This window comes from Brevibacterium sp. FAM 27836 (genome assembly GCF_051351055.1).
Taxonomy (GTDB): domain Bacteria; phylum Actinomycetota; class Actinomycetes; order Actinomycetales; family Brevibacteriaceae; genus Brevibacterium.
In genome coordinates this window covers 2,288,724-2,312,991 of the sequence record NZ_CP195711.1, presented here as the reverse complement: position 1 = coordinate 2,312,991, position 24,268 = coordinate 2,288,724, and the positions used below count along the sequence as shown (strand labels likewise).

Here is a 24,268-nt window from a genome sequence, read left to right as displayed (position 1 = left end):
CCCACGAGCAGGACGACGAGCAACGAGAGGCATGACATGATGGCGCGGTGGAGACGACCATGAACGATGACACGAACGAGGTCCGCCCGGAACAGACAGTCAGCGCCGAGGCGGCCGACGGTCCCGAATGGAAACCCGTGAACCGGGCGAGCACCTATGAGCTCGTCATCGATGCCGTCGAAGAGCAGATCATGGCCGGTTCGCTGGGGGTCGGAGATCCTCTGCCTGCCGAACGGGACCTGGCGACGAAGCTCGGCGTCAGTCGCGCCAGTGTGCGCGAGGCGCTGCGCGTGCTCGACAGCCTCGGCGTCGTCCGTTCCTCGGGCGGGTCCGGCCGCGGCGCCGGCACGTTCATCGCCGCGATGCCCTCGGCTGCACTCACCCGGTTCCTCCGCCTTCATGTGGCGCTCACGAACTTCAGCATCGACGACGTGACTGAGACGCGCATCCAGCTCGAACGCTCGAGCGCGGTCCTCGCGGCGACCCGTGCCGATAAGGACGCGCTGGCCGAGGTCAATGCGCAGCTGGCGATGATGGACACTCCCGGGATCAGCTTGGAGACTTTCAACGACGCGGACACCGCTTTCCACGTCGCCATCGCCCAGGCGGCGGGCAATCAGCTGTTCTCCGACCTCACCGGGGCCATCCGCACTTCTCTGCGGAAGTCGATCTTCTCCTCATTCAGCCGCGTCGACGACCAGCAGGCGCTGATGGCGAAGCTGCAGTCCCAGCATCACGGGATCATGGACGCCATCACTGCTGGTCGCGCCGAAGATGCCGCGGCTCTCACCGAAGAGCACATCCGCTTCGCCGCTTCACGCCTCCCCGGCCTCTCCGACACCTAACCCACCCCAATTGCTACCTGACGGCGGCCCAGCAACCTTGCGCGAGGTTGCTGGGCCGCCGTCAGGTAGCAATTGAGGGGTTCAGTGGTCGTTGGAGTGCAGGGCCACCTCGGAGGTCTCCTCTTCGATCCTCGCCTCGTCCTCCGCCTGTCGCTTGGCGCGCTTCTGCTCCTTGTGCGCCGCTCGGATCTCCTTGCGTCGTTCGACAAGGAGGTAGAGGGCGGGGACGAGGATGAGCGTGAGCACCGTCGATGAGGTGAGGCCGCCGATGACGACGATCGCCAGGGGCTGCGAGATGAAGACTCCCCCACCGGTGAGCCCCAACGACATCGGCACGAGGGCGAAGATCGTCGCGGCCGCGGTCATGAGGATCGGGCGCAGGCGCAGTCGGGTGCCGTGGACGATCGCGTCCATGAGTTCGAGTCCGTCCTCCCGCAGCTTGTTGATGAGGTCGATGAGCACGATCGCGTTCGTCACGACGATGCCGATGAGCATGAGCAGACCGATGAGTGAGGGAATGCCCAATGGTGTGCCGGTCGCCAGCAAGAGCAGCACGGCTCCGGTCGCTGCGAACGGAATCGACACCAGCAGGATGAGCGGCTGGACGAAGCTGCGGAACGTCGCGATCATCACGAGGAACACGAGCACGATCGCCACGGCCATCGCCATACCGAGCTGACCGAAGGATTCCGCCTGCTCCTGGCTGGCACCGCCGACGTCGAAACTGACTCCGTCGGGCAGATCCATGGTCGCGGTCAGATCGGTGGCCGCAGCGGTGACCGTTTCGAGCTGACCGCTGGACGGAGTTGCGAACACGGTGACCTTCCGGTCTCCGTCGGCACGGTCGATCGTCGCCGGGGTCTCGGTCTTCTTCACCTCCGCGATCTCGTCGACGGTGATCGGTTCGCCCTTGATATCGGGGATGGCGGCCTGCTCATCGGCAAGCGCTTCTTCCTCCTCCTGGCTCTGCTCCTGTTCACGCTGGCCGTCGACGAGGTCGTCGATGGCGTCGTTGGCTTCCTTCAGTCCCTTCTCTGCCTGTTCGACGCCTTCGCGGGCCTGTTCCACCTGGTCGGCAGCCATGTCGCCCGGGCTCGGAGTCGGCGGCGGATTCTCGGCATCGCGCAGAGCCTTGCGGGCCTCTTCGAGCTGGTCGGCGGCATCGTCACGGGCCTCGCGAGCGGATTCGAGCTGCTCGGCCGATTCGTCTGCGGCCTTGCGCTTGGCCTCCTCGGCGCGGGCATCGGTCTTCTCCTCGACCCGGTCCGTCGCATCCTCCTGGGCGTTCTGCGTCTGCACCTCGGTGACGGGCAGTTCGAGAGCACGGATCTCGTCCGGGGTTGCATCCGGATGAGTCGGAGCGAGGGTGATGTCGCGCTCCTGGCCATTGAGGGTGATGGTGCCGGCCTCGACACCGTGGAGTGCGGCGGCGATGGCCTGCCCGACCTCAGCCTGGCTGAATCCAAAGTCGGCTGCTTTCTCCCGATCGACGTCGACCTCGATGACCGGCTGGTCAGCGGCGAGGTCGTTGCGGGCGTTCTGGACCCCCTCGGTGTCGGCCATCGTCGCGGTGACCTCGTCGGCGGCCTTCCGCAGGGCGCTCAGGTCGGTGCCGGAGAGTGTGACCTCGACGTCCTCGCTGACGGAGCCGCCGGCGTCCTGGACGTCGATCTCGCCCGCGTCCTTCCCGAGGTCGTCGAGTTGGGTGCGGAGGCGGTTCGTCGCGACTTCGGCCTCGGAGTCCTCCGCCAGGGTGACGTTGAACTGGTTCTCCGCACCTGATTCCGGTCCGTTGACCGTCGTCGAATAGGTGTCGACGTCCGGGTCGTCACCGAGCACGGCTTCCACACGCTTCGCGGCCTTGTCACCGGCTTCGAGCGAGGCACCCGCGGGCAGGGTCTGGGTGATGTACACGGAGTTCTGCCCGGCCGATCCGAGCAGGTCCGTCTTGAGGAAGGTCGCGCACACCATCGTGACGATGAAGATGACGACGGAGAAGGCGATGGTCCGCCAGGGGTGGTGCAGGGCGGAGATGATCGCCGGCAGGCTGCGCTGTTGGAGGCGGTCGATCCTGCCGGAGGCCTCACCGTTTCCGGGGGCGGGAGCGACGACGGGTTCGACGGTCGCATCCGGCAGCGCGTCCTTGCCCTTGGCTGCGCGTTTGGCGTTCTTCTTCTGGATCGTTCTCTGGCGGCGTTCGGCACGCGCCACGGAGCGCCTGTGCTGCCTGGCGGCCCACAGCTCATAGCTGCGATCGGTGGCTGCTTGGCGCTTGGGCGAGAGCGGTTTGGGGCTGCGGCGCAGGACCCAGTAGCTGAAGACCGGGACGATCGTCAACGCGACGACGAGGGAGGCGAGCAGCGCCAGGGAGACGGTGACGGAGAAAGGGCGGAAGAGCTGTCCGGCGATGCCGTCGACGAAGGCGATGGGCAGGAACACCGCGACGGTGGTCAGGGTCGAGGCTGTGATGGCTCCGGCGACCTGTCTGACGCTGGCCACGATGTCCTCAATCGTCAGGTCGGTCGTTCCCTGGCGCCTCCTGATGTTCTCGATGACGACAATGGAGTCGTCAACGACTCGTCCGACGGCGATCGTCAGGGCGCCTAAGGTGAGGATGTTGAGGGTGTAATCGCCGACCATCAGCCCGATCATCGCGATGAGCAGCGACATCGGGATCGAGATCGCGGCGACGATGGTCGAGCGGAAGGAGCCGAGGAAGGCGAGGATGACGAAGATCGCGAAGATCAGGCCGAGTCCGCCTTCGACGGAAAGGTCATGGATCGACTTCTCGATCTCCGGTGCCTGGTCGAAGATCGTGGAGAACTCCGTATCTTCTCCGAGCTTCGGGCCCACTCGATCCAGAGTGTCTGCGACCTTATGGGAGACGTCGACGACATTGGCGTCCTGGTCCTTGGTCACCGATACGGTCACGGAGTCCTTGCCGTCGGCGCGGGACAAGGAGGTCTTCTCGATCGAGTCGAGGTCGACGTCGGCGACATCGCCGAGCAGCACGGTGCCGTCTTGGGTGCGCAGCGGCGTCTTCTCGATCTGTTTGACGGCGTCGACCTCGGTGCCGACCTCGACGGCCATCGAGGTGTCGCCCTGGCTGCTGCGACCGGCGGGGACGACGGTGCCGGCGGCTTCGAGTTCATCGGGGACCGAGGATTCGACGACGTTCTTGTCCGCCACGTCCCTGGGCCGGAAGGCGATGCTCACCCGCTGCTCGTCCTGGCCGGTGACCTCAACGTTCGAGACACCGTCGAGGGCGCGCAGTTCGGGGACGAGGTCGGCTTCGAGCCGGTCGCCGAGCGTCTTCGGATCTCCACCGGAGACGGCGAACATCGACACCGGGACGTCGTCCATCTGATAGGACAGAACCTCGACCTCGGCGTCGTCGGGAAGGCTCGCCTTCGCCCCGTCGACGGCGGAGCGGATCGAGTCGGTCATCTTCTCGGAGTCCTTGCCGAAGGGCCAGGTCACCTCGGCGGTCATCATTCCCGACGAGGTGGAGGTGGTGACCGATTCGAGTTCGCCTATCCCTTCGAGCGCGGTCTCCACAGGTTTCGTCACGGTCTCCTCGACGACCTCGGGGGAGGCACCGGGGACGGTCGCCTGCACCGAAGTGCTGGGCAGATCGACCGAGGGCATCGTCTCCTGATTGAGCGAGGTCGTCGCGACGATGCCGAAGACGGCGATCACGAGGGTGAGCAGTCCGACGATGAGGCGGTTCTTCAGACTCATCCGGGTGATCAGGTGCACGGGGTTCCTCCGGGGGTCGGGACTGAGAATGGGGCACTTTCTCAAGTCTTCCGGGCCCGACGCGGCTGCGGATCGCCCGAAAGTAGTCAACGGTGTCCCCCAAAAGGATGATTTCTCCCAAGCGGCGAACACTGATTCGACCCTAGATCTCCAAGCCGCTGCGGGGCGCGGGTGCTGCCCTCCCGCCTGCCCTCAGGAAAAACGGAGGGAACCCGGAGGATTTCCGCCCAGGACTACCTGACGGCGGCCCAGCAACCTCGCGCTGTGAGTATTGACAGTGGCTGGTCTGGGACTGGCTGGCAGAGTAGGTGTTGGCCTCTCCATCCTGTGATCGTGACTCCACCTCGCGCTGACCCACACAGTGGTGTCGTGACCTCGATTTGTCCGATCACATGGATGGTGCGGCCGGCACCAGCTCGGCCCACATCGGTAACTTGATCAGAAGGCTGTCCACCCCCAAAAGACCGGGGGCGTGACTCATCACAGTGTTGTTCCGAAGTGATTCCTACCCGGACCGGTACCGGCCGCAAGCGGCCGTACAACCTATCGGTCAAACAGGGAGCTTCGAACCGCTATGTCCATTGTCGCGCACTTGTACAGTTTCTTCATCGGCGTCGATACACACGCCAGAAACCACGTCTACACGATCATCACCAGCACCGGTGCCCTCATCGACACCGGCACCTTCCCAACCACTTCGGCCGGCATCAAACGAGCAATGAACTGGGTTGGCCGGCGCACCGACGGTGACCTCGACACGCTCTGGGTCGTTGAAGGTGCTGCTTCGTACGGGGCGGTGCTGACCGGGCACATCGCCGCGACCGGGTATCCCGTCGTCGAGGCCGCTCGTATGGATGCCAAAGCCCGCCACGGGGTGGGTAAGAGCGACGAGCTCGATTCCCGCCGAATCGCGGCATCCGTATTGCCGTTGGGTGCCGACCAGTTGCGGTGGCCGCGCCAGGGCGAAGGGATACGTCAGGCGTTACGTGTCCTGTTGGCGGCCCGGGACGCGATGAGCACCGAACGCACCCGTTCGATCAACGCCTTGACCGCGCTGGTGCGCACCAACGACCTGGGGCTCGATGCACGCAAGCCGTTAACGGCCGATCAGTTCGTTGAGATCTCGAAATGGCGGGACAGGAAAGAAGACATCGGCCTGTCCACTGTCCGAGCTGAGGCGATCCGATTGGCCAAACGCGTCCTTGACCTCGATGAGGAGTTGGCAAGCAACCTCGACAAACTCACCGAACTCATCGAGGCCAGCCCGGCGGCTGCCTTGCTGGCCGAGCCCGGGATCGGCCCGTTCAGTGCCGCCGTGTGCTTCACAGCATGGTCCCACTCGGGGCGGGTCCGTAACGAGGCTGCATTCGCAGCCCTGGCCGGGGTGAATCCGATTCCTGCGTCGTCGGGCAACACGCACCGACACCGGTTGAACCGGGGTGGGGACCGGCAATTGAACCGGGCCCTGCACACAGTGATCATGAACCGGATGGTCCATGACGAGCGAACCCGAGAATACGTTGCCCAGCACTACGGTGAGGAGCCGACGAAGAAGTCAAAGAAGGAAATCAAGCGCAAGCTCAAACGGTATCTAGCGCGCCGGATCTTCAGGATCCTCAACGCGCTAGATACCGTTCCTCAATCCGCTTGACAAGACATAGAAGGATCGAGGTTGCTGGGCCGCCGTCAGGATCCTTCTATGTCTGTCAAGCGGCTTTACCGATCGGGTTCGTGGCCTCGAGAATCCGATACACATGACGCGCCAAGCTACGCTTCATACACCGAATCGTCTCCTTCTTCGTCTTCCCCTCACTCAGCCGTTTAGCCATATATTCCTGGGACTTCTTCTGGTGAGAAAGCCGCGTGATGGCCACCATGTACAACGCAGAATTCAACCGACGATCACCACTACGATTCAGCCGGAACCTCACCACATTCCCCGACGACGCCGGGATCGGGCAGACCCCCGCCAACTTCGCGAACGCAGCCTCGGAACGCACCCGCCCATGATGCGACCACGCCAGGTAAAACACAGCCGCGCTGATCGGACCAATCCCCGGCTCAGCCAGCAACACCGCCCCCGGACTGTCCTTGACCAAAACCTCGATCCGCATGGCGTAGTCCCTGATCTCCGCATCGAGTTCGACGACGCGTTTGGCTAACCGGATAGCTTCCCGACGAGCCTCGGTCAGTGCCACAGACTCGTTCCTGATCCGCCACTTCGCCACCGTTTGGATCGTGACGATCGACAGTTTCCGACGCGCATCCATACCGAGGTCATGAGTACGCAACAGTGCGGTGAGCGCATTGATCGTGCGGGTCTTCTCCCGAGTCATGGACTCCCGCGCCTTGACCAAGATCCGCAGTCCCTGACGCGGCCCATCAGCCTGCCGGGGAAACCGCAGCCGCGACTCATCCATCGACAAGACCGTGCCAGCGATCCGTCGGGCATCGATCCGGTCATCCTTGCCCGTGGCATACCGGTCGCGAGCATCCATGCTGGCGGCCTCGGCGACTGTGTACCCAGCCTCGGCGACATGGTCGGCAAGGATCGCTCCGTACGTGCCGATGCCCTCGATGACCCACAGGGTCTCGAGGTCCCCGCCGGTACGGCGGCCGGCCCACGTCAGGGCACGTTTGATGCCGGCTTTCGTCGTCGGGAATGCAGCAGTATCGACGTGCTCACCAGACTTGGTCAGCACACTGTAGACGTGGTTCTTCGCGTGGGTGTCGACGCCAACGACAAACGCGTACAAATGCGAGATGATAGTCATGACGGTTCGTGATTCTCCTGTGTCAGAACGGATGAGGTCCGACCGTCAACGCGGTCGGCTCCGGTCCGGGAGATAGTCACGTCGAAACACTACTGTGATGAGTCACGTTCGATCAGGAACGGACAACCTTCTGATCAAGTTATCGATGTGGGCCGAGCCGGTGCCGACCGCCCACCAATCACCAGACAGATCCCGACGAGGACATCGTTGGAGTCAGTAGCAATTAGAGTCATGATGATCGATGGAACGGTCAGTCCCTACTCTGCCAGCCAGTCCCAGACCAGCCACTATCAATACTCACAGTAGCAATTAGGAGTGGAGGCGGACGTAGTGGGCTAGGCGCTCGGAACGGTCAGAGCCGTCGTCCGACGCGGCATTGAGGGCGGCGGACAGTGTGGCTTCGGCCGCCTCGGTGTCGAAGTGTTCGCCGATGACGACGAGGACGCTGTCGGGATCGCCGGAAGCGGGCTGGGCGGCTTCGGCGACGTAGACGTTGGGGCCGACGGCCTGCACGAGGAAGCTGCGCAGCTGCGTTCCCGCGCTCACCTGCACCGTGCCTTTGACCCGATACACCCCGGCCGGGAGGTTCTCGACGAAGTCCATCACCGCGTCCGCATCGGCCAGCCCGCTGCCGGTGACGGTCACGGACTGCGCATGGCGGTGGGTCGCCGTCGCCGCTTCACCGTCAAGCTCTCCGGCAGATTCGGCAGCGGCTTCGGCATAGGCCTGGCGCAGCAGTTCCCGGATCGGCAATTCGGGCTGGATCGGGTCGCTGTCAGCGGCGGGGCCGCCTCGGCGAGGGTTTGTCTCTGCCCGATCGCCGACGCCCGGATCGAAGATCAGGGTCGGGTCGAGGCGGGCATGGTGGGTGCCGATGACGATGACGCGGGGATTGCGTTCGTGGACGCGGGCGCGGACGGCTTCGACCGTGGCGTCACGGTCGGCGGCCGGAAGCTGGTCGAGCTTGTTGACCAGCACCAATGTCGATGCCGCGAAGCGCAGTGGCGGCAGACTCGAGGTGTCGACGGTGTCGAAGTACATGGTCGCGTCGACGACGTCGATGACCCCGCCGAGGTGGAAGCGGTGATGGCCCATGCGCGTGATCATGCGGGCCAGAGTCAGGGGTTCGGCGAATCCGCTGGCCTCGACGATGATCGCGTCCAGCCGGAGCTTGGGGTTCGTCATGGCGACGAGGGCGTCCTCGAGTTCGGAGTCATCCGTCAGGCAGCACACGCAGCCGCCGGAGATCGACAGCGGTTCGTCGACCTGGCCGACGACGAGTCCCGCGTCGATGTTGAGGTCGCCGAAGTCGTTGACGATGACGCCGATGCGAGCATCCGGATGGCGCAGGAGGTGGTTGAGCAGGCTCGTCTTTCCGGCACCGAGGTAGCCGGTGAGCAGGATGACCGGGATCGCGGGTCTGCGCTTGGCTCGGGACGACCTGCCCACTGCGCGGTTCGTCTGAGGGATGGTGCGGGATATCAGTGGAGCACCTGCAGATTCTTCGCACGCTGCACACAGTCTTCGCGCGAGGACACCCCGAGCATGCGGTAGAGCTTGCGCAGATACCACTTCACCGTGTTCTGGCCGATGTACAGCCGTCCGGCGATCTCCCGATTCGTATACCCCGCGTCGACGAGGCGGAGGATATCGCGTTCCCGCTCGCTCAAGGAGATCGGCCGCTTCGGCACCGCAGCGAGGACGTCGAACTCATCTGGTCCGGTTCCCCAAGTTCTGCTGGCACCGGCCACACCTGCGGCCACTGCTGTTCCGAGGTTCGCCCGCAGGGGGCTGTTGGAGTCGAACACCTCCGTCATCCAGTCAAGAGTCCGTTGACGCAGGCACCAAGATTCCGGATCGGCGATGAGCCGTGCTGCTATCTGGCGTATCAGCGGTCCGCCTTCGAGCAGCGGCTGGCTCAGCCCGCTGGCCTGGCAGTCCGGGATCACGTCGTGCATCGTCTCCTCCGCCTGATCGGTCTGTCCGCACGCTTCGAGTGCCGACGCCCAGAGAATCTGGTCACGCAGCGCCTGGAAGCGGTTTCCCTGACCCTGCGACTCTGCGAACAATACCTCGACATACGGTCCGAGTCTCGCCAGAGCGTCACCATCAGCGTCATGGAGGATTCGGGCCAGGTCGAAGCGGAGGAGTTCGCGCTCGAATTCTGCACGTTGCCGATCCATCACGTACCGATCTCCGGCGGACTGGTCATCGGTGTGATCATCTGCTGCGTCGAAGGGGTTCGTCGGTCGCCTGGTCTCAAAACCCAGGCGCTGCTTCGTCGTCACCATTCGAGACCACAGCCGCGGCAGAGACAGAGACAGTCCTGCCTGCTCACCCTGCTCGAGGATGTCCCACGCACCCTGTAAGTCATTGCGACCGGCACGGATATTCGCCAAGGACTCATAGACAGGAAACATGAAGTCAACGACTCCGGCCCGCTGTCCCAGCTGCAGCGCTTCTTCGAGCAGCTCTTCGGCACGGTCTCCCTCACCCCGGTGGTAGAGGAGTTTGCCCACGAGCCCAAGCGACAGCCGTGCCGCATGCGACTGCCGCCCCGAACGTTCGCAGGCGGTGCGGAACGCGTTCGTCCAATGGTGCTGAGCCAAGGCGATTTCGAGGTTGTGGAAGGCGATGAGTCCGGCGAAGCAGTCGCCGTAGACCTCGCTGAAGCTGCCGACGACCTGCCGGTGGTATTGATGTGCCCACTGCTGCAGGCGCTCTGCCTCCGCCCCACGGCCGCGGTGGATATCGAAGAAGGTGACGACATTGGCAGCCACGGACACCGTCCATGGATGGAGGCGTTCGGCCTCTTCGAGCACTTCTCGGCGCAGCTGCTGGTCCTCCGGCACCCGATCCCGGTACATCGCCACGCATTCGCGCACGACGAGGGATTCATGCGTGATCCGGAACCGATCGGCCGCGGTGAGCCGCGGATCGGCAGCTGCCGCCTCGGCAAGGAGGTCGAGGGACGCAAAGGCCTCATCGGGGAAATGGAGGAGACAGTGGGCCCACGCGATGGCCAGCTGCAGCCAGGACCGGGATCTGATCTCATCATGTGGCAGCTTCTCAACAAGCGCGAGCAGAGTCGTCATCCGCGAATGTTCGACGAGCCGCAGCGCCTGCTCCTCGACGACGGAGGCCGCGAAGGAGGCTTCGTCGGCAAGCAGCGCATGGTCGACGGCAGAGGAGAAAATGCCTTCGGTGTGGAACCAGTGAGCGGCCAGTGAATGGAGTTCAACGACCTTGTCCGGATGGTCGCGTTCGAGACGCTGCCGCAGGAAGTCCCGGAACAGATGATGGTAGCGATACCACGTGCCCGAATCGTCGAGACGTTGGAGGAAGAGGTCTCCGAAGAGCACCTGCTCAAGTCTCAGCTCAGATTGCGGCTCTCCTGTGAGCAGGGTGGCCAGCTCCGGATTCACCCGGTCGAGGACCGAGGTGAAGAGCAGGAACTTCAACAGTTTGGGGTCAAGACGGTCGAGGACGTTCTCCGCAAGATAATCGCTGATCCCGTGCTGACGGTCGGCCAGACTGTCGAGCAGTCCGGTGACATCGGAGTCCTTCTGCAGAGACAACGATGTCAGCTGCAGGGCTGCGATCCACCCTTCGGTCTTCGTATGGAGTGCAGTCAGCTCGGTGCTGCTGAGGTCGAGGCCTTTGACATCAACGAGGAACTGGCGTGCCTCCCGCTCATCGAAGCGCAGTGTCTCCGGGCTGATCTCAACGACCTGGTCGTGGACGCGCAGGGATGTCAGCGGCAGTCCCGTTGCCGTTCGACTGGTGACGAGGAGTCCGAGCTTGTCCCCTGAGTCCTCAAGCAGTCGGGCCAAGGCCCGTTGGGTCCGTTCATCATCGATGACATGCCAGTCGTCAAGGACAACGACGGTGCGGAATTCGGCCTGGTGGACGACATTGATGATGAGCGGGACGACGAAGCGTTCGGCGTCTTCGGGGCGTTCTTCGAGTATCTGGAAGATGCTCTCATCCAGGTCGGGGTGAATAGGGCGGAGGCATTCGAGGAGGTGCCCGAGGAACCACGGTGTGCGGTTGTCATCGTCGTCGAGTGAGAACCACATCGTCTTGTTGCCGCGGCGGGACAGCTCGTCCGCCCATTGTGCCGCCACGGTCGATTTCCCGAATCCAGCAGGGGCGTGGATGAGGGTGAGGCGACGCAGTTCGACCTGGTCGATGAGCGCGTCCATGCGCGGACGCGTCAGCCAGCGCCCCACCGGGGTGGGTGGCCGGAACCGGGTAGAAGCAGTCGGCGGCATATGGATCATCGAGGCACTCCAGCGTGGTCGAATCGGCACGTACGTCTGGGCGTGTACGTCTGTGCTTGCGACGAATCCTATCGTGAGACCGCCCGCCGGCCACCCCTTGTGCCTCTCAACCACCCCGGGTGGTCCGTGCCAACCCTCCCCCTGGGCGGCTTGCGGGCCCCTCCTGGACCGTCGCTAGATTCAACGTCACCGAGGCGGCCTCAAGGCCAGACCGGTAAGCATCGTCTCGGCGATCCGCTCAACTCAAGGAGGAGTTCAATGGACTACCTGATCAACATCGACAACGGAGGCACACTCACGGATGTGTGTGTCGCCGGAGAGGAAGGGATCTTCTATACGAAGACCCTGACGACCCCGACCGACCTCTCCGAGTGCTTCTTCAACGGCATCAAGCAGGCGGCCGAGGAAGTCACCGGTTCGAACGACCCGGCCCCTCTGCTGCAGAAGACCGATATCATCCGCTATTCCTCGACACAGGGCACGAACGCCCTCGTTGAACGCAAGGGACCAGCCATCGGCATCCTCACCGATGACAAGGACTTCCGCGACCAGATCCGCTTCGACGAGACCACCTCGGAGCTGTTCGACGAACTCGTCGGCGACCGGGTCTCCGTCATCGATGCCACCGAGGATGCCACGGCCCTCGATTCGGTCGTCGTCCGAGCGGTCAACACCCTGACCACGGCCGGTGCCGAACGACTCGTCGTCGCGGTCTCCGACCAGGCCAAGGAGAAGGAGGTCAAGCGCATCTTCCTCCGCCGCTTCCCCCGTCACCTGCTCGGCTCGGTGCCAGTGCTCTTCTCGTGGGAGTTCGCCGCAGACTCGCTGCGCAGCCGGCGCCTGTGGTCGGCGATCCTCAACTCGTTCCTCCACCCCACACTCGAACGTTTCCTCTACAGCGCCGAACACCGTCTGCGGGCGCAGAAGGTCAAGAACCCTCTGCTTATCTACCGCAACGACGGAGCGAGTTCCCGTGTGGCGAAGTCCGTGGCGCTCAAGACCTATTCCTCGGGTCCACGCGGTGGATTGGAAGGCACCCGCGCCCTGGCCGAAGCCTACGGAATCCCGCATGTGCTCATGATTGATGTCGGCGGCACTACGACCGACGTCGGCGCCGTCGAAGACTTGCGCATCGCCACCGACCGTCGCGGCCGAGTCAGCGGAGTCCCGATCTCTTTCGAACTCAGCGATGTCCAGTCCAAGGGCGTCGGCGGCAGCTCGATCTTCCGCGTCGTCGACGGACAGATCCAGGTCGGTCCCGACAGTGTCGGTGCCGCCCCCGGACCCGCCTGCTTCGGCTTCGGCGGTCAGGAAGCGACCATCACCGACGTCAATCTGCTCATGGGCATCCTCGACCCCGAGACCTACCTCAACGGTGCGATGCGGCTCGACCCCGAACGCGCGAAGCAGGTCATCGAGAAGAACATCGCCGAACCGCTGGGAATCTCCCTCGACGAGGCGCTGCTGGAGTTGGAGAAGGCCCACGCAGCGAAGATCGCCGAAGCGTTCGCCGACCAGGTGCGCCCCGACGGTTCGACGACGCTGGCTGCCTTCGGCGGCGGCGGACCGATGAGCGCCTGCCTGGCCGCTCGCGCGGCCAGCGTCAAGCAGGTGCTCGTGCCCCGGCTTGCGTCTGTGTTCTCCGCCTACGGCATCAGCTTCTCCGATATCGGACAGAACTTCGAAGCCGATGTCACCGGACTGGACGAGGCAGCAGTCGAAGAGATCCGCAAGGACTTCCTCGACCGCGCCGAACGCTACATGTACCAGGAAGGGTATGCGCTCGAAGACTGCACCCTGACCTGGAGCCTCATCGTCGAAAACGCTGACGGCAGCGAAGGCGCCCGGCACTCAGCCGATCAGGGCCTGCCCGATGCCGGCCGCCTCGGCGAGGGCCAGCGGACCTTCCTCGAACTCGACGCCCGGCACGCGCTTCCGCACCCCGAGCTCAATACCACCCTGCCGACCGGCGGAGAGAAGGCGGTCGCCGAGTCGACCCGCACGGTGCTCGGCACGAACGGTCAGCGCACGGACGTCCCGGTCGTCGTCCTCGAAGATCAAGCGCCCAACGCCGCAGGCGTGGGACCGGCGATCATCGAAGGCCCGTTCTTCACCGCCCGGGTGCCCGAGGACTGGGAGTTCGTCGTCTCCGATACCGGCGACCTCCTGCTCAACGACCGCGCCTGACCTGGCCCCGATCGCAGGGCCATCTGGGCGGTCACGGAGGGCCGCCTCGGCGCTCATCAATTCCGCAGACCCATTCAATGACGAACTGGAAGGAAACAGTGCAATGAAAGTCCCGATGACGGAATACCTCTACATCGACCTCGAGAGCGAACGCTGGCAGTGCCGCGTCTGCGCTCACGACCTCGGCGATGCACGGGGGAACTACAAGGAAGGCACGCTGGTCTACGACCGCAACCCCGAGGAGATCCACTCCCCGCACATCGACCCGACGAAGTACAAATACACCTTCTCGCCCGACCCGGGATTCTGCCGGATCCTCGAATACTGCTGCCCGGGCTGCGGAACGCAGATCGAAGCGGAGTACCTGCCGCCCGGCCACCCGCCGACGGTCGACATGATCTGGGACATCGACTCCCTCAAGGAACGATGGGCTCGCTTCGGTGAGAACGCCGTCGATGTCATCAACTACGGACCCGACGAGAACGCCCTCGCCGACCTGCGTCCACGCTACGACGAGGCGGCCACTTCCCCGGCCGCACAGAGCTGAACCGGAGACTCGACATGAAACGCATATCAGTAGACATCGGCGGTACCTTCACGGACTGCTTCTTCGCCTGGGACGAGCACTACATCGAGTCCAAGGCACTGACCACCCATCACAACCTCGCGCTCGGGTTCAACTCGGCACTCGACAACGCCTGCGAGGCGGCCGGCCTGACCCGTGAGGACGTGCTCAAGGAAGTCGACTCGGTCCGCTACGCGACTACGCTAGGCACCAACGCCCTCATCGAGGCCAAAGGTCCACGTGTGGCTGCGATCGTCACCCACGGCTTCGAAGACACGATCCACATCTCCCGGTCGAAGGGCTACGGAGCCGGTCTCGACCCGCAGAAACAGGGCGATATGGCCGACGCCGCACGTCCGGCCCCACTCGTGCCCAGGCACATGGTGCGGTCGGTGAAGGAACGCGTCGACTCCGTCGGTGAAGTCCTCGTCGCCGTCCAAGCCGATGACGTGCGCAAACAGGTCCGTGAACTCGTCGACAACGGCGCCGAGGCGATCGTCGTGGCGCTGACGAACGCGACTGAGAATCCCGCACACGAACAGCAGATCCTCGAAATGATCCTCGAGGACTACCCGGCTCACGAGCTCGGCTCGATCCCCGTCCTGCTCAGCAGCGACGTCTCCGGACGCAAGGGCGAATACGTCCGCGCGAACTCGACGATCATCGACGCCTTCCTCCACGAGACGATGTTCCACGCGCTCAACCAGCTCTCGGCGAACCTCCGGGAGTCCGGCTACGAGAAGCCGATGCTCGTCATCCACAACTCCGGTGGAATGGCGCAATCGAACTCGACCGACGCGCTGCAGACGATCCACTCGGGTCCGATCGCCGGGGTCGGCGGGGCACAGCACCTGTCGGAGTCCACCGGCATCGGCGACGTTGTCTCGATGGACATGGGCGGAACTTCCTTCGACATCGGGCTCGTGCCCGAAGGCGGAGTCCAACACTACGACTTCCAGCCCACGATCGGACGCTGGCTCGTGTCCGTACCGATGATCCACCTCAACACCCTCGGTTCAGGCGGCGGTTCGATCGCCTCCTACGACCGGATCCACAAGTCTGTGGTGGTCGGACCCGAATCAGCCGGTTCGGATCCCGGTCCCGCCTGCTATGACCGCGGCGGACTGCGCCCGACCGTCACCGATGCCGACCTGGTACTCGGCTACCTCGACCCGGACAACTACGCTAACGGCTTCATCAAGCTCAGCCCGAAACGGTCAACGTTCGCGATCGAAGAAGCGCTCTGCGATGAGCTCGACCTCGAACCCGTCGATGCAGCCAAGGTCATCAAGCGCACCGTTGACGAGCAGATGGCCATCGGCATCGAGATGGAGCTGCGTTCGCGCGGCGGCACTGTCGAGGACTACACAATGGTCGCCTACGGCGGCAACGGTCCTCTCCACGCCTGCGGAATCGCTTCCCGTGCCGGAATCTCGCGGATCCTCTTCCCGCCGTTCGCCTCGGTGTTCTCCGCCCTCGGCGCCAGCAACCTCAACCCGCTGCACATCCACGAACGCAGCGCCTACATCGTGCTCTACGAACCGATCGGGCGGTCGCTGTTCGATGACTACGAGCGGTTCAACGGCTACGTCGAGGAGCTCGAACGCCGCGGCCGTGAGGACCTCGTGCGGCAGGGCTACGACGGTGACAAGGTCAAGCACCGTCTGGAGATGGACATGCGCTACGGCAACCAGCTCGTCACCACGGCGGTGTCCTTCGACATCAACCGCATCGAGAACGTCGGTGATGTGCTCGGCGTTATCCGCAAGTTCTCCGAGATCTACGGGGATCGCTACGGTGAAGGCACACAGGCCCCCGAGGCGGGTGTCCGGGTGCAGACGGTACGCGTGGCTTCGTACATCGAAGGTGAGGTCGTGAACTTCGACGACCTCGAGTACGGCGGTCAGCGCAGCACACCCGAACCCGTCGAACGTCGCCTCGTGCACTTCGTCGGCCACGACGACCCGGTCGATACTCCGATCTACGACGCCAGCGCTCTGAGCGCCGACTATGTCGTGCACGGACCCGCCGTCATCACCACGGACAACACGACCTACCTCGTCGAACACGGCTGGCGCATCGAGCCGACGCCGCAGGGCGCCGTCTGGCTGCTCAGCGAATCGACGCTGAGCAGCTCTCCCGCCGACTTCGCTTCGGCCTCCCAAGGTTCGGGCTCATCGCAGAGCTCGGCCGATTCGGACACCTCGTCAGCACTTGTCGAGTAAAGGAGCAGGACAATGACGACTACAGATTCACCACAGATCGCCCACACACACTCGCACCCGACTCCGGAGACGCACCTCACCGCTGAGGAGCAGGAATGGGTCAATGCGTTCATGAACGATACGACGCTGTTCTTAGGCCCTGATCCGGAGATCATGCGTGAGCACAGCATCGCCGAGCGCACCCCGCTCGAGACGCGGATCCTCGCCAACGACCTCGACCCGCTGGTCGCCGATCGGATCCGCCGGCGCTTGGCCGGAGCGCTGGACGAAGCGTTCGAGATGTGCGAGAGCATGGGTGCTGCACCCGGCGCGAAGTGGGCCGACCTCTCCGTTGCTGTGTACACGGCCTCCGGCGATGTCGCCTATATGTCGAACCGCGGAGTCATCGCGTTCTCCGCTGTTCTCCACCACCCGATCCGCCACATCATGAAGTACTGGAAGGATGAGCCGACGGTCGGCATCAACCCCGGTGACGGCTTCTTCCACAACGATGCGCGCTTCGGCATGGTCCACAACACTGACCAGTCGATGCTCGTGCCGGTGATGCGCGAAGGCGAGGTCATCGCCTGGGTCGGTGCGACGATCCATGAAGGCGAGAACGGTGCTTGTGAGCCCGGCGGTATGCCGTCCGGCTCGGAGACGCCCTTCGACGACGGTCTGCGCGGCTCCCCGATGAAGATCGTCGAGCGCGGCAAGCTGCGCCGCGACCTCCTCACCTTCCTCCAGCACTCCACCCGCGACCCGAAGCTCATGCTCGCCGACATCAAGGTGAAGATGGGTGCTGTCAAACGCGTGATGGACATCGTCGATCAGTCGATCGAAGAGTTCGGAGTCGAGACCTTCGTGGGTTCGATCCGGATGACCGTCGAGGACGTCGAAGAGGAAGTGCGCCGTCGCATCAGCGAAATGCCCGACGGCACGGTGACGGTCAACCAGTTCGTCGACTCGACGCTGAAGGAGAACATCCTCATCAAGTTCGCCGCGAAGGTCACCGTCAAGGGCGACCGGCTCATCGTCGATCTGCGGGGCACCGGACCGGAGATCATCAACCGGGCGATCAACTCACCGTTGGCATCGACGAAGGCGTTCCTGTCCCAGGCGATCCTGTCCTACTGGTGGCCGGACCTGCCGCGTTCGACCGGAGCCCTGTCTCCCATCGAGGTCATCTCCGACGAAGGCACCTGGGCCGACTGCAGCTACGATGCTCCGACCGGGCAGAACCTGCAGGCTTCGTTCCGCGCCTTCAGCGCCCTGCAGATCGCCTATGCGAAGCTCCAGTTCTCTGTCACGGAGAAGTATGCGAACGTGCTCGCCCCCTGGTTCAACCAGATCAACAACTTCCTCTGGGGTGGAACCACGCAGCATAGCGAACAGGTCGGCAACCTGTGTGCTGACCTCAACGGAATGAGCGGCGGCGCGAAGCCCTTCCAGGACGGTGAGGATGCCGTGGCTCCTCTGTTCTGCGCAATGGCCGACACCGGTGAACAGGAAGTCATGGAGGAGGAAGTGCCGTTCCTCCAACTGGTGAGCAAGCGCGTGGTGCGCGACAACCAGGGCTTCGGCAAGTTCCGCGGAGGCATGGGCTACGAAATGATCGTCGCCGCACGGAACACACCGAACTGGGGCTTCATGACAGTGACCTCCGGTGCGAAGTTCTCCTCCGTGGCCGGACTGTTCGGCGGCTACGGCTGCCCGACCTACCCGCTGGCGATGGTCAAGGGCATCAACATCTTCGACATCGTGAAGAAGGACCCTTCGCAGTTCGACCTCTCGATGGAACGGGTGATGAACGAGCAGCCCTTCGAAGGCGGGAAATACCAGACCTACCACATGGGTCTGCAGTTCGACGTCGCGCAGGAAGGCGAGCTGTACATGATCGCCCAGGGTGCCGGCGGCGGCTACGGAGATGTGCTCGAACGCGATCCGGAGAACGTCTTGGAGGATCTGCGCCTCGACCGGATCTCCGACCGCGTCGCCCGGGACATCTACCGGGTGGCCTGGGATCCGGAGACCTTCGCCGTCGACGCCGAAGAGACGCAGCGGATGCGTGACGCCGAGCGTCAGGCACGACTGAAGCGATCCAAGCCCTACGCCGAGTTCGTCAAGGAATTCGTCAAAGAGGAACCACCGGCAGATGTGCCGTACTTCGGCTCCTGGGGCCAGGAGAACGACGAACATCTCTACGCCACCGTCTGGGGCCACAACGGCCCCGAGCGGGTGGAGGGAACCGTCGATGAGATCCCGCTCATCACCGTGCCCAACCGGCACGTGGTGAAGATCGGCCAACTCGAGGAACGCATCCGCGAACTCGAAGAACGCTACGAAGAGGTCACCCAGCACCGGACCTGAGTCCGGCCGGACCTCCCGGAACCGGCACCCCGATTCAGGGGTGCCGGTTCCACCGGTTCACAACCCCGCACCGATGAAAGGAAGCATGATGTCCGCCCGACTCACCGCGCTGCTCGAGACCACCGATGGTCCGCCCAAACTGCTCCTCGACGCCGCCGCCTACGCTCAGCACGTGATCCTCCAGGATCGGCCCGTGCCCTGGCACGATGCCACCGCATTCTCCAACCATCTCTCCAGCATACAGTCGCTGCTCGGATCCGACATCGTGCTCATCCGCCTCGACGACATGCTCGCCGAGGAGATCGAATCGAACTCGGCACTGCGCGAGGCGATGACAGCGAAGACCCGCAAGGGCTTCGCTCTGCGTGCCCTGCTCAGCGATGAGAAGCTGCGTGAAACCGCTCAGGCCCTCGTCCGCACCGCTGCCGAGACCCAGCGCAGCCCCGTCGTCGTCCAACTGCCGTCCCCGAAGGCGCTGCTCTTGGCCGCGGATGCGGCTGCCGCGCCGGGCAGCGGACACGAGTTCGATGACGATGATGCCGAGAATGCCGCCGTGTACGGCGCCGATTGGATCCGCGGCTTCGCTTCGGTCGGCATCGAAGGCATCATCTTCGACGAACGCAGCCACCTCTGTCCCGCCGCGGTCTACCAGCCGATCACCAACACCACCGAGCACTTCGGAGTGCTGCTTGGCCACCGCCACGACGAGACTCTGTACTTCAATCCGAGCACAGAGATCCCGATCGCAGATCCGGAGATCTTCACCGGCACCGAGGCGGCCGTCACCGGATCTGTCCTGTTCGCTGAGATCCCCGCCGAGGCGGTTCCGGAGACCGTTCTCGAACGTCTCACCGCACTGCGGGAGGGCCAACCCGTCAGCTGAATTCGAAATCTGACCCGCGGTGACAACGGCCGTCCTCGCCCACCCCGGCGGGGACGGCCTCTTTCGGTCGCCTCGGCGATGGTGTGCTTATATGGGAGGCACGCACCGGCCGAGTGCGCAGAACGGTTCGCACGATTGAGCGATGATGGGTCCGGCGATGCCAGAGAGGAGACGGACATGAGCGCACAGACATCTGGGAACGCACACCCAAGGAAGACGCGCAGCACTGCACAGAAGGCCCTCATCCGTTCAGCCCTGGAAACTGAGACCCGTTTCGTCTCGGCCAAACAGCTCCACCGCCGGCTCGAGGACGAGGGGGCCAGCGTCGGTCTGGCCACCGTCTACCGGCAGCTCAATGCCCTCGCCCGAGGCGGCGCCGCAGACACGATCACCATTGCCGAGACTCAGCTCTTCCGCGCTTGCTCACAGACCGAACACCATCATCATCTCGTTTGCGAGAACTGCGGCACCGCTGTTGAGATCGACCCGCCCAGCGAAGACTGGATGCGCAAGGTCGCCGAGAAGAACGGCTTCGAGGTCACCCATCACGTGTTCGAGATCTTCGGCCTGTGCGCCGACTGCCGGGGCGGCAGCCGCAGCCGGGTGACGACAGAAGGCACTTCAGCTCGGTGAAACCGCAACAGCTTGGTGCAGGGATCGAGCTGCTGCAGGTTCACCAAGCTGGAGCCGGAAAAGACCGACTCAACTGCGGCGGGCGGAGTCCCAGGCGGGGAACTCGTCTACGTACTGCAGCCAGGCCATCGGCCCGGCCAGTAGCTCAGCGTCGGTGAGGACCGCACTCTCGAGTGCTGAGCACAGCCCCGCCTCGTCGAGGTCGATGCCGATGAATGCAAGATCCTGGCCGAGCGCCAGCAGCTCGGCACCATCACCGGGCAGAGGATCAGCCGTCAACGGTGCCAGCGTGAGCAAGGTGCCCGTCTGATCCCAGTGCGCTGTCACATAGGGCCGCGATGCCAGTTTGGCGAATCCGGCAGAGCGGACGATCCGACCCCAGCAGCCCCTCCCGAGCGCGGCCTCGAGCACCGCCTGCAGCCGCCGGGGATGAAAAGGGCGCGGCTGCTCGAAGCGGCACGCGCGGACTCCTCCCGAGTGGACCGGCGGCCGAAACTCCGAGTTGAGTATCGCCGTCCAGCCCGCGGCAGGAGGTCGGTGCCCGAACTGCCAGCACACCGGCTCATGCACCGCGCCGTCGCGCAGGAGAAAGCGCTCGGCCTCCGGTGCCAGGTGCGCGATCAGCCCGATGGCCGCCTCGGCCCCGGCCGAGTCGGCAGCATCGGGCGCCAGCAGAGCAAGTGTCGAGGCGAATTCGATCTGCGCAACCAGGGCTCCGGCGCGCGCTTCCGAATCGAGATCGCTGCGCAGGCAGGCAAGGTCGAGCACGCAGACGAGGTCGGTGAGCACGGCTCGCGTGTCGGGAGCACTCAGAGCTCCGATGATCTCCGCACAATCCGCGTCCTCCCCGTATTCGAGGACGAACCCGTGCACCCCGGATGTCATTCCGACCAGATCGACGAGGCGGTCGATCGCCTCGATGCCCTGTTCCGTCTGCTCCGCGGGCACGAAGACAAAACCGCGATCCCTGGCCAGACCCATCGCATAGCGCCTGCGCTCAGCCGCGCAGAGTCCGACGACGGCGATCGCTTCGATTCCGTCGACGATGGGACTCCGGCCGCGTTCGTCTGATCCCTGCATTCGCTTCCCTTCGCTGGAGAACATAGTATCATCTCTAATGATACTCATTCTCACTAAGGAGTCGCATCCATGAAGGTTGGTCGTTCGCTGCGTTCGCTGAAGTCACTGCCCGGTTCGCAGGTGGTCCGCCGCCGCGGCCGCGTCTACGTCATCAACAAGAAGAATCCTCGATTCAAGGCCCGTCAGGGCTGAGCCGGGTTCGAATCGCTTCGAGCTCGGCTGCAGTGTCGAAGTCGCTCACTACCTCCGGGTCCACAGCGACCGCGACCGGCTCGAGTCCCGCGAAGAGCAGCTTCACCGCCCCATCCGTCGGGTCGCCGATCTCCGTGAGACGGGCACGCAGCAGCCGAGTCGGCCAGGCCGCGCAGAGGAACTGCGTCTTTCCCCGATCGTCGGCGCCCGTGGCCGGACGTCCGGTGGCACGACACGCAGAGATGAGCTCACCGAGGTGGCCCGCCGTGATCAGCGGCATGTCCCCGGCCAGGACAAGGGTGACATCGGCCGTCTCGGCCGGAAAGTCCGCCTCAGTCGGCATTGCCGCAACCGCGGCTGCGATCCCGGCCAAAGGGCCCGCGAACTCGGGTTCTTCCCGCACGACGCGGACGCCTTTCTGCTCCGCCGCCGAGAGTCCGTCTGCTGGTCCGGCCACCCACACCTCGGCGTCGGCTGCCGCACCGCGGATGCTCTGGAGGATCCGGGAGATCGTCGACCGTCCGTCGACCTCGACGCCGGGTTTGTGAATACCGTCGAAGCGTCGCGAGCGACCGCCGGTGAGAATGATCGCGTTGACCGTCATGCCTCGATCGTACAGACCGCGGATACCGCACTCAGCACCTTGAAGACAACGAAATCCGCAGCCCATCCTCGGCGAATCGGCGCTACTCTGGGCAGGAACACACCCACATCGCGCACGCACCGTCGAGTGCCCGGAGGAAGATCATGTCGAAGTTCGATGTCGTCGAAGCGTCCGTCGCCGATCTGCGAGCCGCCCTCGAGGACGGCCGCACCACCTCGGTGGAGCTCGTCGAGGCCTATCAGGACCGGATCGCCGCTTACGACGGCCCCGAGACCGACACGAAACTCAACTCGGTGATCGTGACCAATCCGCAAGCCCTCGCCGAGGCGGCCGCCTCCGACGAACGGCGCGCCGCGGGACAGACGCTCGGCCCCCTCGACGGGATTCCGTACACCGCGAAGGACAGCTATATGGTCGCGGGCCTCACCGTGGCCTCCGGATCCCCGGCCTTCGCCGATCTCGTGGCACAGAAAGATGCGTTCACGATCGAACGGCTGCGCGCCGGCGGCGCCATCTGCTTGGGTCTGACGAACATGCCGCCGATGGCCAACGGCGGAATGCAGCGCGGACTCTACGGACGCGCCGAGAGCCCATACAACGCTGACTGGCTGACCAGCGCTTTCGCCTCCGGGTCATCGAACGGCTCGGGCACGGCCACGACGGCGAGCTTCGCGGCCTTCGGCCTCGGCGAGGAAACCTGGTCATCGGGCCGAGCCCCGGCGTCGCACAATGCGCTCATCGCCTACACCCCCTCTCGCGGGGTCATCAGCGTGCGCGGAAACTGGCCGCTCGTGCCGACGATGGACGTCGTCGTCCCCCACACTCGCACAATGGCCGATCTGGCGGAGGTCCTCGACGTCATCGTCGCCGACGACGAACAGACTCGCGGGGACTTCTGGCGCGTCCAGCCCTGGGTGGAGATCCCGAAGGCGAGCGCGGTGCGCCCGGACTCCTATGCTGCGCTGCTGCCGGAATCGGTCGCGGCGGCACAGACGGTGTTGGCTGGCAAACGGCTCGGGGTGCCGCGGATGTACATCAATGCCGATGACGAGGCCGGGACGAACCCGAACGGCGGCATCGGCGGGCCCACGGGACAACGCGTCGAGACGCGCGCCTCGGTGATCGAGGCCTGGCAGGCAGCGCGAGCCGACCTCGAATCCGCAGGCGCCGAGGTCGTCGAGACCGACTTCCCGGTCGTGAGCAAATACGAGGGCGACCGTCCCGGCGCCCCGACGATCGCGACGCGCGGATTCGTTACCGCCGTCTACCTCGATCGGGAGATCAACGACCTCTCGTCGTGGGGATGGGATGACTTCCTCGCCGCGAACGGCGACCCCAAACTGAACACCCTCGCCGAGGTGGACGGAGCCTTGATCTTCCCCCACCCACCCGGTGCGCTGCCGGATCGCTACGTCGGGTTCGACGATGACATCGCAACCTACCCGGAGCAGGTGCGCACAAATCGCTACGTCTCGGTCACGGAGATCCCCGAGCTCGAATCCGGTGCGCGCGGGCTCGAGGAGACCCGCCGGGTCGACCTCGAGGAATGGATGGATGAGCGGGGCCTCGATGCGGTGATCTTCCCGGCGATGGCCGATGTGGGGCCAGCGGACATGGACGTCAACGAGACGTCTGCGGACCTGGGATGGCGCAACGGCACATGGGTGGCCAACGGCAACCTCGTGCCCAGACATCTGGGCATTCCCTCGGTGACGGTGCCGATGGGCACCATGTCCGATACCGGGATTCCCGTGGGCCTGACGATCGCCGGACGCGGCTGGGACGATTCTGCGCTCATCGAGATCGCCGCAGCGTTCGAGGCGACGGGCGACCGTCGCCAAGTGCCGCCGCGGACTCCGCGGCTGTGAAGGACCCCGGCAGCTGAAGCC

At 64.5% G+C, this 24,268-nt stretch carries 16 protein-coding genes; 10 read left to right on the top strand and 6 right to left on the bottom strand.

Annotated elements, in window-relative coordinates; genetic code table 11:
• Nucleotides 1-59: 59 nt before the first annotated feature.
• Entirely contained in the window at nt 60-845 is a 786-nt protein-coding gene (locus tag ACSE4D_RS10350) for a FadR/GntR family transcriptional regulator (protein WP_425118916.1), read from the top strand.
• An 81-nt stretch (nt 846-926) separates the two neighbouring features.
• On the opposite strand, the gene ACSE4D_RS10345 is transcribed toward ACSE4D_RS10350, so the two are convergent.
• Nucleotides 927-4,586, bottom strand: coding sequence for an efflux RND transporter permease subunit (locus ACSE4D_RS10345; protein WP_436327131.1), 3,660 nt, complete (start codon nt 4,584-4,586; stop codon nt 927-929).
• Between the two features lie 592 nt (nt 4,587-5,178).
• Here ACSE4D_RS10345 and ACSE4D_RS10340 point away from each other — a divergent pair.
• The gene (locus tag ACSE4D_RS10340) at nt 5,179-6,255 is read left to right on the top strand and encodes an IS110 family transposase (RefSeq protein WP_436325920.1); all 1,077 of its coding nucleotides are present in this window, start codon (nt 5,179-5,181) and stop codon (nt 6,253-6,255) included.
• 55 nt (nt 6,256-6,310) lie between these two features.
• Here the strand turns inward: ACSE4D_RS10340 and ACSE4D_RS10335 are convergent, their stop codons facing one another.
• The 3 genes from ACSE4D_RS10335 to ACSE4D_RS10325 all read right to left on the bottom strand — a co-directional run bounded on the left by ACSE4D_RS10335 (nt 6,311) and on the right by ACSE4D_RS10325 (nt 11,652).
• A complete protein-coding gene (locus ACSE4D_RS10335) occupies nt 6,311-7,378 on the bottom strand; it encodes an IS110 family transposase (protein ID WP_436325919.1) in 1,068 nt (355 codons plus the stop codon).
• Nucleotides 7,379-7,687: 309 nt separating this feature from the next.
• A complete protein-coding gene (locus ACSE4D_RS10330) occupies nt 7,688-8,827 on the bottom strand; it encodes a CobW family GTP-binding protein (RefSeq protein WP_436325918.1) in 1,140 nt (379 codons plus the stop codon).
• Between the two features lie 32 nt (nt 8,828-8,859).
• On the bottom strand, nt 8,860-11,652 hold the full coding sequence (locus ACSE4D_RS10325; protein ID WP_436327130.1) for a LuxR C-terminal-related transcriptional regulator: 2,793 nt from the start codon (nt 11,650-11,652) through the stop codon (nt 8,860-8,862).
• A gap of 267 nt (nt 11,653-11,919) precedes the next feature.
• On the opposite strand from ACSE4D_RS10325, the gene ACSE4D_RS10320 reads away from it, so the two are divergent.
• From ACSE4D_RS10320 to ACSE4D_RS10295, 6 genes are all read left to right on the top strand, one after another.
• Nucleotides 11,920-13,848, top strand: a complete 1,929-nt coding sequence (locus ACSE4D_RS10320) for a hydantoinase/oxoprolinase family protein (RefSeq protein ID WP_436325917.1) — start codon at nt 11,920-11,922, stop codon at nt 13,846-13,848.
• Between the two features lie 103 nt (nt 13,849-13,951).
• Nucleotides 13,952-14,395, top strand: coding sequence for an acetone carboxylase subunit gamma (locus ACSE4D_RS10315; protein WP_436325916.1), 444 nt, complete (start codon nt 13,952-13,954; stop codon nt 14,393-14,395).
• Nucleotides 14,396-14,409: 14 nt separating this feature from the next.
• The gene (locus ACSE4D_RS10310) at nt 14,410-16,638 is read left to right on the top strand and encodes a hydantoinase/oxoprolinase family protein (RefSeq protein ID WP_436325915.1); all 2,229 of its coding nucleotides are present in this window, start codon (nt 14,410-14,412) and stop codon (nt 16,636-16,638) included.
• A 12-nt stretch (nt 16,639-16,650) separates the two neighbouring features.
• Nucleotides 16,651-18,987 (top strand): hydantoinase B/oxoprolinase family protein, encoded by a 2,337-nt coding sequence (locus ACSE4D_RS10305; protein ID WP_436325914.1) that lies wholly within the window; start codon nt 16,651-16,653, stop codon nt 18,985-18,987.
• 85 nt (nt 18,988-19,072) lie between these two features.
• A complete protein-coding gene (locus ACSE4D_RS10300; protein WP_436325913.1) occupies nt 19,073-19,870 on the top strand; it encodes a hypothetical protein in 798 nt (265 codons plus the stop codon).
• A 177-nt stretch (nt 19,871-20,047) separates the two neighbouring features.
• Nucleotides 20,048-20,503 (top strand): Fur family transcriptional regulator, encoded by a 456-nt coding sequence (locus ACSE4D_RS10295; RefSeq protein WP_101554492.1) that lies wholly within the window; start codon nt 20,048-20,050, stop codon nt 20,501-20,503.
• Between the two features lie 69 nt (nt 20,504-20,572).
• Here the strand turns inward: ACSE4D_RS10295 and ACSE4D_RS10290 are convergent, their stop codons facing one another.
• Nucleotides 20,573-21,583 (bottom strand): GTP-binding protein, encoded by a 1,011-nt coding sequence (locus ACSE4D_RS10290; RefSeq protein ID WP_436325912.1) that lies wholly within the window; start codon nt 21,581-21,583, stop codon nt 20,573-20,575.
• 69 nt (nt 21,584-21,652) lie between these two features.
• On the opposite strand from ACSE4D_RS10290, the gene ykgO reads away from it, so the two are divergent.
• On the top strand, nt 21,653-21,775 hold the full coding sequence (ykgO, locus tag ACSE4D_RS10285) for a type B 50S ribosomal protein L36 (protein WP_436325911.1): 123 nt from the start codon (nt 21,653-21,655) through the stop codon (nt 21,773-21,775).
• Here the strand turns inward: ykgO and mobA are convergent.
• Nucleotides 21,756-22,379, bottom strand: coding sequence for a molybdenum cofactor guanylyltransferase (gene mobA, locus ACSE4D_RS10280; RefSeq protein WP_172171778.1), 624 nt, complete (start codon nt 22,377-22,379; stop codon nt 21,756-21,758). The two genes, ykgO and mobA, sit on opposite strands and share 20 nt — an antisense overlap.
• A 143-nt stretch (nt 22,380-22,522) precedes the next feature.
• Between mobA and ACSE4D_RS10275 the strand changes: the two genes are divergently transcribed.
• On the top strand, nt 22,523-24,247 hold the full coding sequence (locus ACSE4D_RS10275) for an amidase (RefSeq protein ID WP_436325910.1): 1,725 nt from the start codon (nt 22,523-22,525) through the stop codon (nt 24,245-24,247).
• Nucleotides 24,248-24,268 lie beyond the last annotated feature (21 nt).